Source organism: Cellvibrio fibrivorans (assembly GCF_031457055.1).
Taxonomy (GTDB): domain Bacteria; phylum Pseudomonadota; class Gammaproteobacteria; order Pseudomonadales; family Cellvibrionaceae; genus Cellvibrio; species Cellvibrio fibrivorans.
Genome location: NZ_JAVDVX010000002.1, coordinates 545,352 through 561,670, shown reverse-complemented (window position 1 = coordinate 561,670; position 16,319 = coordinate 545,352). Strand labels below are relative to the sequence as shown.

The following is a 16,319-nucleotide window of genomic DNA, read 5'->3' as shown; positions in this document are numbered from 1 at the left end:
CAGGGTCACAAGCTGTTTTGACGCAGGGGAACTGCGCGAAAAGCGGATTCAAGCAAGATAAACAATTTCAGCCTGGCCTTTCATGAAAAATATCAACATTTCATACAAGCCAGTGAAATAAAACCGGAGTGGCTACGTATAGTCGAGGGAATCAAAACATCACCAAGTCCACTCACAGCGTGGATGAATTCAAGGAGTCGTCACATTTATGTTCCGCCACAAGCATACCAACCCATTGTATCGTTTCACCCACACACTCCTGCCGCTGGTACTTGCAGGTTATGTATCCAACACCTTCGCGGATACCGGGAAAATTCGCCTGACAGTGATCGACTCCAGTACGCAGAGACCTATCCCTAATGCCGCGATCACCCTTCTATCGCGCGCTGGTGCGACTACAGAAACCCGTGCGAACGAACAAGGCCTGGTGCAAATTGATGCATTGGATGCCGGACTCTATACGCTGCTTATCAATCATCCGGATTACCAAAGTGTGCGCCTGCCGCGAGTAAGAGTCCTGGATAATAAGACAACGCCGATAGAAACCAAACTTGCTGGCGTCAGCCCAGGTGTGGAAGAACTATTAGTTGTTGGAAAAACGATTGCAGGCAATCCGCTCAACCCGGCTGGCACCAGCTTTATTGATGGGGAAGCACTGAACAGCGCCGCTGGCAGTGGTAGCGATGTGCTGCGCTCGCTGGATGGATTGCCGGGCTTGTTCGGCGATGGCGAGTTCTCCAGCTTTACCGTGCGCGGCAATGGTCCGCGCGACAATTTGATTCTGGTGGACGGCATTCCATTCGATAAGGTGGTGCATTTCAGCGATAGCTTCGGAGAGCAGGAAGAAATTGAAGGCGGCGGGCGCTACTCCGTCTTTGCACCCAACACCATCGCAACCGCCGAATTTCAACCGGGCGGCTGGAACCCTGCCTATGGTGGTCGCGCTGGTTCCTTATTGAAGTTAAATGTCGCCGAAGGTAATCCGGATACTCCCTCCTATCGCACCCGCCTGGATATTGCCGGCATCGAAATTGGTTACGATGGCCCCAGCGGGTTTCACGACCAAACCTCTATTTTATTTTCTGCACGCGATTACGATTTCGGCCGGTTGTTTGAAACCATCGGGTTAGATGATATAGGCACACCCAAACTCACCGATGTGATTTTTAAATCCACCAGCGAACTTGGTGATAATGATCAATTAAGTTTTCTGGCGATTTACGCCCCCGAAGAATACCAGCGCACTATCGATAACGTTTTGGCATCGGATGAAGATGAACCGGGCAATTATGTAGATGTGGAGCTGGTAGACAGCGAAGCGGATAACAGCCTCTTTGCACTGACCTGGACCCGTTTGATTGGCAGCGATGGCGAACTCACCAACCAAATTTATTTACGCAATTATGATGAGCGCAGCAGCACCGGTGAAGCCTATCCGGATCTGGTAGAAACGGGTGCTCCTGCCAATACAATTCCTGTGCGCAATAATATTCTTCGCTCCGAAGCCGAGGAACAAGAACTCGGGTTACAAACGGATTTTGAAATCAATAATACATTCGGCCGGTTATCCAGCGGCCTGCGCATCACCCAGGTTGATTTGGCATTTTCACTGGCACTGGATGATGACTGGATTCGCTACACCTATGATCAAAATGATTATCGAGAAAATCCCGAGCAAAAATATGTAGTACTCACACCGCAAGCAATCAACAATCATTACACACAGACTGAAACCAATTACGCACTTTACGCCAACCAGGAGTTCGCGCTCGATGATTGGAGCTTTCGCGCCGGTGCGCGTTACGATCGCGATAATTTTTCCAGTGAAGACTTACTATCACCACGCGTTGGCGCTACCTGGCTCATTAATAGCAACCTACGTCTGACAACTAGCGCAGGACGCTATTTTCAAGCGCCGCGCTTTAATGACCGCGCCAGCGATGCAAACAACAGCCAACTTGAAAACGAAGTAATCGATCAAGTCAGCATAGGATTTGTCTATCGCTGGAATAATGATGTTGAGTTGTTAGTCGAACCCTACTACCAGGATTTGCACAACCTTGTTGTCAACGGGGACAATGTTAATCAAACACTGGCCAATACAGGCGAAGGAAAATCTTTTGGTGTTGATACCGCGCTTACGCGGCTGTTCGATAATGGCTGGTCAGCCAGCATCAATTATTCCTATAACGACGCGCGCGTGCGCGATAATCCTGATGCAACAGAATACGATGCCGACTTCAACCGCCCGCATATTGTGAGCATCGGTGGCGTTTGGGAAATCAATCAGCGGTGGAAATTGTCGTCGCGCTGGAAATGGGCATCCGGAAAACCCAGTGACACTTACACGATCCACGATAATGTTTTGGGTGATGCACAACCACTGCGTTATTCACGCGAGACTATCGCAACCAATACGGATAGATACGGCAATTACAACTCATTGAATTTTCGCGCGGATTATCTCCGCAGTTTTGGCCGCACCAATGTTATTGCATTTATTGATGTCATTAACTTGCTCGGCTCAGAAAACCCCGGCAATTCAGATTTTAACGAGCGCAGCGGAAAAGAGGAAATTGAAGACGGGGAAGCAATACCCATTGTTGGCTTAATGTTTGAGTGGTGAGATTTTACCAATGAGTCCGGCGGCTGATAAAAAATTCACTGCCATCTAGCCGCCGGATTTTATTGAGATTATTTATTTTTCAAACATTGGGATATTTTTCAAACATCGGTTTATTCGTCAAACATCTGGATCATATAACCGTCTTTCAATGCTTCTGCCATCGCTTTATCGGCCGCAACCACACGCGGATCACTAGTCAGGTTGCTAGGCACCAGTTTGCGGTTTTCAATTTGTATTTCAATAAAACCTGCGCGCATCAAATAAAGTTTGCACAGGTGCTCTGCGCCGAATAAATCTTTGAAATTGATATACACAATAAAAGGCACCATTTGGCCTTCTTTAATATCATCGAAGGCTTTTTTTGCGCGGCCATTGGCAGAGAAAATATACATAATGTTTGTCTCGGGTTAATTCAGGCAAAAACCATTGAATCATTGCATCTATTAGGTAAGCATTCCCAAGCTGAGCTTGGGAATGAGGGTTAAATGAATTTTTATATCGTCATTACGACACGCAGTGCATCCAAACGAATTTTTGCTTGCGACAAAAAGTGTTGGCTTGCGCTCAAGCGCTGCTGCAAATAATCAATCTCCTCTTGGCGCACATTCGGGTTCACATCTTTCAGCGCCTTCATGCGCGCAAGTTCACCGTTCAACTGCTCGCTAACTTTCGCCTGTGCTTCAGCAATTAGTTCAGTTTGCTTTGCAGCGGTAATTTCTTCCGCTTTCTGCACCATAGTCGTCAAGGTCGGGCGCGCGTGGCGAACCAGATCTTGGGCGTTGTTGCGTGGCACTTTTTGCAACAGCTTACTCAGTTGGTTAATGCCCAGCACATTGGATAAATCCTTGCCCTTATCGTCCAACAATACCCGCAATAAGGATTGCGGCATATAGCGGAATAACTGTAATTCCGCCGGTGCCGGGCAATGCAATACAAACAGGGCTTCCAGCATCAGGGTGCCGGGTTTTAGCGGCGGTAATTTCAAGGTACAAAAAGCAGTGTTGCCAAATTCGCTGAGTGATATCAGGTCCTGCGCACCGCGCACCAGTGGATGTTCCCAGGTGAGGAATTGCATATCCTCACGCGATAGCGCCTGTTGGCGATCATAGGTCACGGTCAATCCATCTTCCGGTAAACCGGGAAATTGTTCAATTCGCATATGGTCGCTGGGGTGCAGCACCAAACTTTTTTCGCTGTGCTTTTCAAAATCGATACCGAAGCTGTCGAACACCTGCTCCATATAAATCGGCAGCACACTACTCGCATCATTTTCTGCCAAGGCATCTACCAGGGCTTCGGCTTGTGCGGGCTTGCACGAATTCAATTCCAATAAGCGATCGCGCCCCTGTTGTAACTGGGCGACCAATTCAGCGGAAAATGCGCGCGTCTCGTCTAACAATTGTGCAAAGGTGGTGTCATCGTTATTCACTAATGCTGGCAAAAGCGTATCAGCAAATTTGACATAGGCCGCCTGCCCAATTGCACAGGTTTTTTCAAAGGCATTTAAACCCTGGTGATACCAATCCAACAATTTTTGCTGTGCAGTATCTTCATAATAAGGCACATGGATATTCACTGTGGCGGTTTGGCCGATACGATCCAAACGGCCAATACGCTGCTCCAACAAATCCGGATTGGTAGGCAAATCAAACAACACCAAATCCTGCGCAAATTGGAAGTTGCGCCCTTCACTGCCAATCTCCGAACAGACCAATACCTGCGCACCGTCTTCAGCTTCAGCAAAATAAGCGGCAGCGCGGTCACGTTCGATTAAATTCAAACCTTCGTGAAATACGGCTGTGGTTAAGCCTTTGCGCAAACGCAAATACTCTTCGATTGATTGCGCAGAATCCGCGTTGGCACAGATCACCAATACTTTTTTCCGGCGATGTTGACGCAGCCACTCAGCGAGCCAAACCACACGCGGATCTTGTGTCCACCAATCGGATTCCGTTTTTTGTTGCCAATATTGTTCGGCGCAAATTTGTGTCGCCAGTGGTTGCTCAAGTAAGGCGATAAGATCTTCATCGTCCAAATTAAGCGCGTGCGCTTGCAATTTACGCTCGGGAAATCCACTCACAGAATTACGCGTATTGCGGAACAACACGCGGCCAGTGCCGTGGCGGTCCAATAGATAGTGAATGGCGGTATCTATCGCCGCGCCCAGACTTTGGGTTTCCGCTTGCGCTTGCAATTCGTTGATAGTTTCAACGGGCAAATAAGCGCTTAAGGATTTAACCAGCGCGGCGGAAATTGTTCCGGTATCGTCACGGTGATCCTGTAATAAATCTTGTACCAAACCATTTAAAGGTTGATAGGCTTTTTGCTCGGCGACAAATTTTTCCAAATCGTAATAGCGATCCGGATCGAGCAAACGCAAACGTGCAAAATGGCTTTCAACACCCAACTGCTCCGGCGTTGCCGTCAACAACAACAGGCCTTTGGATTTTTTTGCCAAGCCTTCTATGCAGGTGTAGGCCTTGCTCGGCTTCTTTTCGCTCCATTGCAAATGGTGTGCTTCATCCACCAATAATAAATCCCACTCGGCCGCCACCGCTTGCTCGTAGCGATAATTATTTTTGGTAAGAAAATCCAGCGAGCAAATAACCAGCTGCGCAGTTTCAAACGGGTTACTGATATCCGCCGCTTGTGCAAACTCGTCTTTGTCATCGCCTTTAAAATCATCATCTGCAAAGTCATCGACGTAATCGACTGACTCTTCAACGCTATCCAACCCCACCAAAGCATTGCAGCGTGCTTCATCAAGCAGCGTAAATGCCAAATTAAACCGGCGCAGCATTTCCACCAGCCACTGGTGTTGCAAACTCGCGGGCACCACAATCAATGCACGCTGCACACGCCCGCTCATTAATTGTTGATGCAAAATCAAACCGGCTTCGATGGTTTTACCCAAGCCCACTTCGTCTGCTAATAACACGCGCGGCGCATGGCGCTGGGACACTTCGCTGGCGATATAAAGTTGATGTGGCAGCAATTGCACACGCGGCCCCGCCAATCCAAACATGGATGATTGGCGATGCTGGTTTTGATAATGGAGTGTTTGGTAGCGCAGAGTGAAATGGTTGTGTTTGTCGATCTGCCCCGCGAACAAACGGTCGCGCGGTGTACTGAATTGCACAAAGCTATCCAGCTCAAATTCGGGGATGGAAAACTCCTCTCCCTCTTTAGTCAGACCGACATACATCAAACAACCAGCCTGCTCGACAATACTGGTAATCTGGATTTTGGTTCCGTCCTGATGGCGAACCTTCTCACCCACTTCGTATTTCACACGGCTGACGGGCGCATTATCTATCGCATAGGTGCGGCGTTCACCCGCGGCGGGGAAACTCAGGGTAAGGCGGCGATTGGCCACATCCAACACGATTCCCAGCCCCAAATCTGCTTCTGACTCACTAATCCAGCGCTGGCCGATGACAAAAGCCGTTCCACCCACAAACTGCGTCTTACTACTCACTCAAGCACCTACTCTATTCCAGTATCCGGGCACTGCCCAAGAAAAATCAAAATTGTCGAAAAGGCGCGCATCATACTGTTTTAAAGCCCACAAAACCAAAAAATTTGGCTGTTAGCTGGCACGCTTTTCTATAGAATCGAGCCCATTAGTCACATAAATGGAAGCCATCATGCATATCAACACCCCCGATGCGGAAAGCAAACTCCACCTGGATCAACTGGTGGCCAAATCCGGCTTCTTACGCCTTACCACCAGCAAAGAACAATACCCCAATTCACCCGGGACAGGCTTGCCGTTATTGGTGGTAGAAACTGAATTGTGCAGCGCGGTCATTTCACTGCAAGGCGCGCATCTCTTGGAATTTAAAACCACCAACGGAGATCCATTGCTTTGGCTCAGCCCTAATTGCGATTTTTCCGCAGGTACCGCTCTACGCGGTGGCGTTCCCCTATGCCTACCATGGTTTGGCGTCAACCAAGCCGACCCAACCAAACCCAAGCACGGTTTTGCGCGCAATAATTTTTGGGAATTAGGAGAGGCGCATTTACTGAGCGACGGCAACGTCGAGCTGGAATTTTTATTTTTAAGCGATGCTAACGATTTATTTCCGTTCGATTTTTCAGCCGAATTGCGCATGACATTAGGCAAGACGGCAAAACTTGAAATCACCATCAACAATACTGACACCGAAGACTTTGAGTGCAGTTGGGCGATGCACAATTACCATCGCATCAGCTCACTGAGCGATGTGCGTGTGCTGGGCTTGGCAGAGAGAAAGTATCTCGACAACTTTGAAGGCTATGCAGAAAAACACCAATCCGGCGATGTGAGTTTTCCGGGACCCGTAGATCGTGTTTATCACGCAATCGACAACACAGTCAGCATCATCGGCTCACCCAACATTGAAATCACCCACAGCAATTGCCCGAGCGTTGTCGTGTGGAACCCGGGTAGTGAAGCTGCCGCAAAAATTGCGGATATTGGCGAAGGTCAGGAACAATTTTATATTTGTGTGGAGCGTGGTGCAGTGCTTAGCGAAAAATGGCATTTGCCTGCAGGGACTAGCAAAAGTGCATGGATGGAGTTTAAGCAAATTTAAAAACGCACAATAACAATTATCAACAAAAATGCCGCTGCTTCTCACAAAGCAGCGGCATTTTTTCATCAACTTATTGCGAATTACGCAGGCAGCAATTCTTTTACTGCATCGCGCTCTTCTTGCAATTCTTTCTCGGTCGCAGTCATACGCGCACGCGAGAATTCATTGATTTCCAAACCTTGTACGATTTCCCAATCGCCGTTTTTGCACACGCATGGGAAAGAGTAGATCAGGCCTTTCTCGATGCCGTAAGAACCATCGCTGTATACACCCATGCTCACCCAATCGTTCGCTGGAGTGCCCAGAGCCCAATCACGGATGTGGTTGATTGCCGCGTTAGCAGCTGAAGCAGCTGAAGAAGCACCACGTGCAGCAATGATTGCAGCACCACGTTGTTGTACGGTTGGGATGTAATCTGCTTCGTACCAAGCTTGGTCAACCAGGCTCAATGCTGGTTTGCCGTCAACCAAGGTGTTGTGCAGGTCTGGATACTGGGTAGATGAGTGGTTACCCCAGATCAGCGCTTTGGTGATGTTGTTGATGCTGGTGCCGGTTTTGGTAGCCAACTGTGACAGCGCACGGTTGTGGTCCAAACGGGTCATCGCAGTGAATTGACGTGGGTTGATGTTTGGAGCGTTGCGTTGGGCGATCAAGGAGTTGGTGTTAGCTGGATTGCCTACAACCAATACTTTGATGTTGCGTGACGCATGGTCATCAATCGCTTTACCTTGCACAGAGAAAATAGCGGCGTTAGCTGCCAAGAGGTCTTTACGCTCCATGCCTGGGCCACGTGGACGTGCGCCTACCAGCAATGCGTAATCTGAGTCTTTGAAAGCAACAGCAGGATCATCGGTAGTAACAATACCAGCCAACAGTGGGAATGCACAGTCATCCAACTCCATGGCCACGCCTTGCAGGGCTTTGAGCGCCGGGGTGATTTCCAGCAATTGCAGGATTACTGGTTGATCTTTACCCAACATGTCGCCAGCGGCAATGCGGAACAACAAGGAATAGCTGATTTGGCCAGCGGCGCCAGTGACGGTAACTCTTACAGGTGCTTTCACGATGAGACTCCATTTATTCGGGTGATATTGGATAGGAAACGAAAGTTCGGCATTGTGTGCCAGGGTTTACTGCTAAGACGGGTGGGCATTATAGGCATTTGGGCAAAAAATTCACCCTGTTAATGCGTATGAATGAGAAAGGCTCGCAGATTTCATCCGCGAGCCTTGACTCAAAACCAGATCGGTCATTAATGAAGCAATTAGCGAACGCTTGCCGCTAAGCGCCCGGGCCACAATCCAGGCAGGCGTCCGGCATCCGCGCCGTTTTATGCAACTTATGATTAAGATCGCGTAAAGCCGTGCGCATCCCCTCTTCCAGCACGGGGTGATAGAAAGGTAACTCGAGGATTTGGGACACGGTCATCCGCATTTGTATAACCCACGCCAGCTGGTGGGCGATATGTTCCACTGCAGGACCAAACATTTCAGCGCCTAACAGTAAACCTGTGCCTTTTTCACCGTAGACTCGCAGCAGTCCGCGGTTTTTATTCATTACACGGGCGCGCCCCTGATTTTCAAAGCTGACTTCACCGATTGCATAACAATTGCCGCAATTTTTTCTGATTTCCTCCAAATTCTGTCCGACACTGGCAATTTGCGGATCGGTAAATACAATGCTTAACGGCGTTCGCCGCAAGCCAGCGCGTATATCTTCAGGGTTTCTTAACGAACGCCCCGCATTACCGCCTGCAATTCGTCCTTCATCAGCAGCCTCATGAAGCAAAGGGATGTCATTGGATACATCGCCCGCTATATAAATTGAACTGGAACCGCACTGCCCTGTATACCGATCATGAAATGGAATTCCTCTATGATCCAATTCGATATCTGCATTTTCCAACGCGAGTGTATCGATGTTCGGCCGACGTCCTGTTGCAGCAAGCACATAATCAAAAGCTTCCTCGACCATTCCTTTTTCGCGATGACGATATTCAACAATCACCGAATCCTTTTCGGTGCGCACAATATTGATAAAGGCATTTAAATCCAAACAGAATTCGCGGTTGAATTCAGCATCCGCATATTCACTGATTGCTGGATCTTTAATGAAAGTAAGCTCGCCGTTTTTACCAAACACGGCAACCTTCACACCCAGCCGGCTCAATGCCTGCCCCAATTCCAACCCGATTACACCAGCACCAAAAATTGCAACCGATTTGGGTAAGTTGTCCAATTCAAACAAGTCGTCACTGGTTAACAAGCGCCCGCCCACCCCCTGAAGAAAATCGGGAATGACGGATATTGAACCAGTTGCGATAACAATTCGTTCAGCACGCACTTGCGACACGGAACCATCAGCACCGGTTAGTTCCAGTTCGCGGGTGGAGATAAATTTAGCTTGGGCTTTGATTTTATGTTGAATGGGAAATTCATCAATAGCCTCAACGACAGAACCGACAAATCTATCCCGCTCATACCTGATACGTTTCAAAACCGCTTGCCCATTGATAAAGAGCGTTGGGTAATCCACTCCAAAAACACCGTTTTGGCTGGCGTGATGGGCGTGATCAGCCGCTGCAATAAGCAATTTACTCGGCATACAACCAACGCGTGCGCAGGTTGTTCCGTAAGCACCGCCCTCGATCAGGACAAGGTTATCAGTGTAGTTTCGCGCTTCGCGGTAAGCGCTCAAACCGGCAGTGCCGGCGCCAATGACAGCAATATCAACGTGACGTATTTTCATCAAATCCTCGCAATAGAAAAACATCACTTAATGTATAAATTCACACCAGTTGATTCGGTACGGCAACCCACATATACCCGAACCTGCTAGCCTCGCACGACAGTGGTTTACAATATTCTCCTTAGTCGGCGCGATATATAACCTCATCAAGATTACGTGCCACCAAACATTTATCCGCAAGCGAGCGAAGAAAACCGGGTAAACATTGATAAGTAATATCGGGATGATTGTGCCCGGGCCTTCCATCATGCATGAGCACAATATCCCCAGACTTTATTTGATCCAAGCGCCTCGCTATACCCACTTTGGTTCCGCAAAAACCCCAATCAATAATACTGCGGCTCCACAACACCGTAGTCATTTGCTCGCTGTGTGCTTGCACGCGCATAGCAGTGCGCAAACGTCCAAAGGGCGGGCGAAACCAGCGCGGTGTTATTCCGGCAATAGTGTTAATCACCAAATTTGTTTGAACCACTTCTTGCTTAGCTTGTTCTGATGACATCCCCCAGGGATGACGGTGACTGTAAGTGTGGTTACCGATGGAATGCCCCGCTTGCAGTATCTGCTCTACCAAATGAGGAAATTGCTCAGCCGCCTTACCTAATACAAAAAAAGTCGCCTTAGCTTGATGATCGGCCAGCACGTCAAGTATTTTCGGGGTATATAACGGGTCTGGCCCGTCATCAAAGGTTAAACAAATCGAATGAGCCGGATTGATTTCTGATAATGCAATAATGTCTGGAGCTGGCACTTTATGCACAGGCGGAGGCAAAACCCGATTGACAGATGAAACAGAGGCGAGCCCTGTATTGTTAATGAATAAGAGGCTCATGCGATGACTCCGGCGTAAAATTTTTAAGTAAACTTTGGCGGGTCAACCAATAGGCATGCGGTTGAACGCGATTTTTTTCCGCCGCCGCAAGATGCGGAAAAAATGTGTTTAACAGAATTTTAAAATATAACGTCCGCACCTGATTCAACATAGAATCTGGTAGGCGCTCAATAAGAAAACCCAATTTTTCGCCATGTGGTGGTAACCAGCTAACACCGTGAAACGCTTTTACCATGACAAATTTTTCGTTCGCAATTACATCCAGCGCCAATTTCCTTAGAGATGACAAGATTAGCTTCCTGAATCGTAAAGCGTTGCGGATGTAATCTTTTGGATTAGCCGAAGAGCTGGCAAAACATTCGCGATTAAAATGTAAGATGGCTAACCAATCTCCAGGCTCAATCCAGGTGCCATCATTCATAATACGACGTTCACCCGCGTATTTTTCAAACGAAAAACTCAGTAACTCGTCAAATTTTTCCACGCCGTGAGTGCGGCGCCAATAGGCGTCGTACCAGCACATAAATCGATAGAACAAATGGCTCTTCATAATCCGAAAGCGCTTGTTGGCTCTATATAACGGTCGTCATCCTGTTGCAGGATATTTTCCAGTTCTGCAACAACTGCCATAGCCGCATCAGGCCGACCCAATTGATAAGCGTTTCTTTTCATATTTCGCAACAGTTCTGTATTACTGAACAGCTCATCCAATACCTGCGGCAATTGCTCCAAGCCCGCTTGCAGCCCCACTTTATTGGTTTGCAAAAATTGCACGTTATGCGCTTCTTGCCCACCTAAACAGCAGGTAGCAATAAAAGGTCGTCCACACGCTAGCGTTTCACTTAAGGTTAAACCACCGGGTTTACCCACAACCACATCGGCAGCGCAGATCAAGTAACTGATGTCGCTGCACCAGCCATACAATCTAAAACGATGCTGATGATGTCTGGCGAGTTGTTGCAATGTCTCCATATCAGCCGTGTGCTTCCCTGCCGTCACCAATATTTGATAATTGTGATACTCGTCATTCAATAATTTTTGAACTGCATTTAAAACACCTATGCTGCACTGACCTCCAGTTATTAAAACGGTTGGACATGAATCCAATCCAAGATGCGCACGCGCTTGGGACTGGGTAGGAATATTGGAAAATGCTGGCACCAAGGGGATTCCCGTTACTTTTATACGGTCTGCGGCTATACCCTGCTTGCGTAACTCTGCAGCAACGTCTTCATGACTAACACAGTAGGTGTCCGTTGTGTTGCGCACCCATACACCATGTACACCGTAATCGGTAAGCACGCCTATCACTGGTTGTTTAATCAAGCCTTTTTTAATGGAGTGCGATAGCAATGCATTAGGGTACATTTGGGTGGCAATTAAAATATCCGGTTTATATTCATTGACAAACTTTCTTACACGCGCAGCAAGAATGTTAAAAATCAACACGAGCAACCCTTGGGTCAGGAGCCTTCCGGCTGGAATTTTTTCGCGGTTGCAAATGCTGTTAATCAAGGTATTTAATAACGCACTATCAAGACTTTTGTAAAATACAGGCAGTGAAAACCGGGAACGCTCAAACACTTCTGGAAAAAATCGTCGCTGCTGCTCTTCAAGAAAATCTATCAAGTTTTGATCCGCAGGAATTTTTCCTGCGAGTTGGCGATAGAAATTTTTGTCCATGTCATACAGTTTTTGATACAGCTCTGGCTGTTCTGCAGTCATCCTGAGATAACCGTCCTGAATGGCATTACTCACGTGACTATCGAGCAGACTGGTGATATTTAAATATTCCGTTTCAATACCGGGATACCGGCACTGGAGCGCCATATCAATGGCCTCTGCAGCGCGGGTGTGGCCGTAACCGGGACTAGACGTGAGAAATAGGCATTTCATAATATTTCCTTTTTAAAATGCAGCGTATTTGTAACAGGTTTATCGTCATAATCTGCATGAGCAACAACGATTAGCTTACAAACAAAGCTGCTTGTGTATCAATGAGAGCTTAAGATTAATCACCTCTTATGCGATCTTCGGTACGCCAAGCCACATATGAACCACTTCCTAAAACAGTGCTGTTTATACCCTTAGCGGAATAAAAAGGTTATTCGTTAATATTGGTACTTGAGGATCATTTCAGTTAAATCGCGCAAGGGTACATCTAACCAATCCGGGCGGTGCTCCGCCTTAATAATTTCACGCGCACGATTATCCAAACAAAACAGTGCAAGCGCTGCGGCTTCACCACCGCGTTGCGACCAGTGTTGAGCCAGTTCATTCGCAGCACCCACATAGGCATCATAAAAAGCCACACTGGCCGCAGAGGTGTAAGCAACGATTAAACGACGAATTTCTTCACTATCGGACGACACGTTAGTTGTCTGCGCGTTGCGAATGGCCAACGCCGCAGCATCATTAAATGCACACAACATATCGGCGACATCCCGCAATGGATTTTGGTGGGAGGCATCTTCAAAATTTACGAAATAGGCATCACCCGCCACGACCAGTACCTGTACCAGATTGAGGTTGCCATGAATACGTGTGCGTATACCACCGAGTGCGCGAGTGCCGAGTTGCGCCATTAACTGCTGTATTTTTTCTGCACGTGCGATCAGCCAATTCGCATCGCGCGTGTTTTGATTACGTAATATTTCCAGCGCTTTGGCAAACCGCCGCCCAATAGCGTCTACCCATTCTGCGGTGTCTGCGGCGTGAATTGGCCGCACACCAAAACGTGGATCGTCACTTGGTTGTGCCAATACAACATGCATTTCGCCCAATCGCTGGCCGAGTAAATTAGCAAAGCTTTTTAATTCCCGCAGTGCCGGGTATTGCATGTCCATTGAAGAACTGCCGGCTGAAAGCTGGTCGCGCAATGCACGCTGTAAGGTATTTTGCGTCCACTGCCATGCATCTCCCTGATTGCTAATAAAATCTTGCAAGATGATCAATGTGAAGGTTTCACCTTGTGCGTTGACACGCTTCATCTCACCATAAATGGGCGCAATATTCGGAAATTTGTGGTCGCCAAGGTAGGCGCCAATCTCTACTTCAGGGTGAATACCGGCGAACACTTTACGCAGCGGCTTCAAGCGCATTTTCTCGCCGATAATGACTGAACCATTGATGCTCATTGTAGGTGCGAGATTAATATCCTCATCCAGAGTCGCATCAAAACTCGCCAACATTGGTCGAGCAATAAAATGCAACTCACCAGTACCAAAAGGCAGTACCGCTGACTCGCGCATGTAGCGCATTAGCTTGCGACTAAAGTCCGGCAGAGTGAATGCATCTGTCAGTAAACCCACGCGCCGTTTTTGGCGTAAGCGCGCTAAAGCTAATTGTTGTGCGGGTGTCCCCGCCAAATGATCAGCCACTACTCCCATTGGTAAAAAATATATTTCTTCCGTTGCGTCGCGCTGGACGGCTACTTCCGTCAATACCAACAAATCAGAAGGGTCGCCTAAAGGAAGCGCATAGCGCAGCTCTACTGAGGAAATTGGACGCCCCGATAACGCAAACCAGGGACATTTCGGCAAATACACGGGTAAAGATTCGGTTTCGATATGCGCGCGCACTGGTTCGGATTCAATTAATTCAAGCAGGCTCTGCTTGATAATAATGGTCGTGAGTTCAGGCATAGGTTCGACTGGCGCCACATACCAGCTGGGCATTTGCGCCTCATCCACCAATAAAAACCAATAAAAACCATAGGGTGGCAAAGTGAGTTGGTAATTCAATTTACTGATCAATGGAAAAGAGGTTCCGCCAATAAGCTCAACCGGAATTTTTCCGGCATAGGCTGACAAATCCAACTCAGCTGCCTGTGCTGCACGGCTCACATTTGCCACGCACAAAATAATTTCACTCACACCTTCCGCACTTGAATACTCACGCAAATAAGCGAGTATCCTGCGATTAGCCGGAGTCAGCATTTTTAAATTGCCGCGCCCAAACGCTTTTTGCTGCTTGCGAATAGCCAGAATACGCCGCGTCCAATTGAGCAGCGAATGCGTATCGCGCGCTTGCGCTTCCACATTCACACTTTGAAAACCGTAAAGTGGATCCATAATTGCCGGGGCGATAAGACTGGCCGGATCAGCGCGGGAAAAACCGCCATTGCGATCATCGGACCACTGCATAGGTGTACGCACACCGTGACGGTCACCGAGGAAAATATTATCGCCCATGCCGATTTCATCGCCGTAATACAAAGTCGGTGTGCCGGGCATTGAGAGCAGCAAACTATTTAATAATTCAATGCGGCGGCGGTCACGCTCAACCAGTGGTGCCAAGCGGCGGCGTATGCCCAAATTAATCCGCGCCCGCTGATCGGCTGCATAGTGATTCCACAAATAGTCGCGCTCTTGATCGGTCACCATTTCCAGCGTTAATTCATCGTGGTTGCGCAAGAAAATCGCCCACTGGCAATTGGCGGGTATCTCCGGCATTTGCCGCAAAATATCGATAATAGGAAAACGGTCCTCCTGCGCAATAGCCATGTACATGCGCGGCATCAACGGAAAGTGAAATGCCATATGGCATTCATCGCCGTTGCCAAAATATTGCTGGATATCCTCAGGCCATAAATTGGCTTCTGCTAACAGCAAACGATCGGGGTAATTCGCATCTAATTCGGCACGGATTTTTTTCAATACCTCATGGGTTTCCGGCAAATTTTCATTGCTAGTTCCCTCGCGTTCAACCAGATAGGGAATTGCGTCCAAACGCAAACCGTCAACACCTATATCGAACCAAAAGCGCATGATACTCAGCACTTCTTTTAATACGTCGGGATTATCAAAATTTAAATCCGGTTGGTTGCTGTAAAAACGATGCCAAAAATATTGACCTGCGAGCGGGTCCCAGGTCCAGTTGGAACTCTCAGTATCTGAAAAGATAATTCGTGTCCCTTCATATTTTTGATTGGTATCAGACCACACATAAAAATTTCGCGCTTTGGAACCTTTTTTTGCGCGTCGGGATTTCTGAAACCAAGCATGCTGGTCAGAGGTATGGTTAATGACCAGCTCAGTAATAATCCGCAAGCCCCGCTTATGCGCCTCGGTAATAAATCGACGCACATCACCCAAGCTGCCATACGCAGAATGCACACTGCGGTACTCCGCAATATCGTAGCCATCATCGCGCATAGGTGAAGGATAAAAAGGCAATAACCAAATAGCATTGACGCCGAGGTCAACAATGTAATCCAGTTTCTCCATTAACCCTACAAAATCCCCTACTCCATCATTATTAGCATCAAAAAACGACTTGACATGCGCCTGATAAATAATGGCGTCTTTGTACCAGGTGATGTCATTGAGAAAATCGTTCTTGAGAAAATTGTTGCTTTTTTCAGTCATAGAAATGCGCTTCCACGCGATAGGATTGCTAATAGGTATAACTGAACGACAACTATCCCACTGTGCGGCACATAACATATGCATTTATTTCGCTGGCGGCGTTTACGTATTCCACCTTTTTTAACTTTTTTAGTTATAGGTTAGATACCACACCGAAGCCCCTCATT

Annotated in this window: 10 protein-coding genes; 2 read left to right on the top strand and 8 right to left on the bottom strand. The window is 47.8% G+C overall.

Going from position 1 to position 16,319, the window contains the following annotated elements:
- The first annotated feature begins 208 nt into the window (after positions 1-208).
- On the top strand, positions 209-2,626 hold the full coding sequence (locus tag J2X05_RS07265) for a TonB-dependent receptor (protein WP_310070638.1): 2,418 nt from the start codon (positions 209-211) through the stop codon (positions 2,624-2,626).
- Positions 2,627-2,736: 110 nt separating this feature from the next.
- On the opposite strand, the gene J2X05_RS07260 is transcribed toward J2X05_RS07265, so the two are convergent.
- Both J2X05_RS07260 and rapA read right to left on the bottom strand, forming a co-directional pair.
- Entirely contained in the window at positions 2,737-3,018 is a 282-nt protein-coding gene (locus tag J2X05_RS07260) for a hypothetical protein (protein WP_310070636.1), read from the bottom strand.
- A 101-nt stretch (positions 3,019-3,119) separates the two neighbouring features.
- Positions 3,120-6,104 (bottom strand): RNA polymerase-associated protein RapA, encoded by a 2,985-nt coding sequence (gene rapA, locus J2X05_RS07255; protein WP_310070633.1) that lies wholly within the window; start codon positions 6,102-6,104, stop codon positions 3,120-3,122.
- 169 nt (positions 6,105-6,273) lie between these two features.
- On the opposite strand from rapA, the gene J2X05_RS07250 reads away from it, so the two are divergent.
- Positions 6,274-7,203 (top strand): D-hexose-6-phosphate mutarotase, encoded by a 930-nt coding sequence (locus tag J2X05_RS07250; RefSeq protein WP_310070630.1) that lies wholly within the window; start codon positions 6,274-6,276, stop codon positions 7,201-7,203.
- A gap of 80 nt (positions 7,204-7,283) precedes the next feature.
- Here the strand turns inward: J2X05_RS07250 and J2X05_RS07245 are convergent, their stop codons facing one another.
- The 6 genes from J2X05_RS07245 to treS form a co-directional block, all read right to left on the bottom strand.
- Entirely contained in the window at positions 7,284-8,267 is a 984-nt protein-coding gene (locus J2X05_RS07245) for a malate dehydrogenase (protein ID WP_310070628.1), read from the bottom strand.
- Between the two features lie 217 nt (positions 8,268-8,484).
- Complete coding sequence (locus J2X05_RS07240; protein WP_310070626.1) at positions 8,485-9,951, bottom strand: dihydrolipoyl dehydrogenase; 1,467 nt, start codon at positions 9,949-9,951, stop codon at positions 8,485-8,487.
- A gap of 121 nt (positions 9,952-10,072) precedes the next feature.
- Complete coding sequence (locus J2X05_RS07235; protein ID WP_310070625.1) at positions 10,073-10,783, bottom strand: polysaccharide deacetylase family protein; 711 nt, start codon at positions 10,781-10,783, stop codon at positions 10,073-10,075.
- Positions 10,764-11,267 (bottom strand): YkoP family protein, encoded by a 504-nt coding sequence (locus J2X05_RS07230; RefSeq protein ID WP_310070622.1) that lies wholly within the window; start codon positions 11,265-11,267, stop codon positions 10,764-10,766. The genes J2X05_RS07235 and J2X05_RS07230 overlap by 20 nt, the downstream gene beginning before the upstream one ends.
- 62 nt (positions 11,268-11,329) lie before the next feature.
- The gene (locus J2X05_RS07225; protein ID WP_310070618.1) at positions 11,330-12,679 is read right to left on the bottom strand and encodes an MGDG synthase family glycosyltransferase; all 1,350 of its coding nucleotides are present in this window, start codon (positions 12,677-12,679) and stop codon (positions 11,330-11,332) included.
- Positions 12,680-12,894: 215 nt separating this feature from the next.
- Positions 12,895-16,152: a maltose alpha-D-glucosyltransferase gene (gene treS / locus J2X05_RS07220; RefSeq protein WP_310070615.1), complete on the bottom strand. Its 3,258-nt coding sequence runs from the start codon at positions 16,150-16,152 to the stop codon at positions 12,895-12,897.
- Positions 16,153-16,319 lie beyond the last annotated feature (167 nt).

Excerpts from the sequence above, each read along its gene's own strand:
- J2X05_RS07265 (WP_310070638.1), top strand. The coding sequence starts at position 209 with ATGTTCCGCCACAAGCATACCAACCCATTGTATCGTTTCACCCACACA.
- treS (WP_310070615.1), bottom strand. The coding sequence starts at position 16,152 with ATGACTGAAAAAAGCAACAATTTTCTCAAGAACGATTTTCTCAATGAC.
- J2X05_RS07225 (WP_310070618.1), bottom strand. The coding sequence starts at position 12,679 with ATGAAATGCCTATTTCTCACGTCTAGTCCCGGTTACGGCCACACCCGC.
- J2X05_RS07240 (WP_310070626.1), bottom strand. The coding sequence starts at position 9,951 with ATGAAAATACGTCACGTTGATATTGCTGTCATTGGCGCCGGCACTGCC.
- J2X05_RS07260 (WP_310070636.1), bottom strand. The coding sequence starts at position 3,018 with ATGTATATTTTCTCTGCCAATGGCCGCGCAAAAAAAGCCTTCGATGAT.
- J2X05_RS07250 (WP_310070630.1), top strand. The coding sequence starts at position 6,274 with ATGCATATCAACACCCCCGATGCGGAAAGCAAACTCCACCTGGATCAA.
- J2X05_RS07235 (WP_310070625.1), bottom strand. The coding sequence starts at position 10,783 with ATGAGCCTCTTATTCATTAACAATACAGGGCTCGCCTCTGTTTCATCT.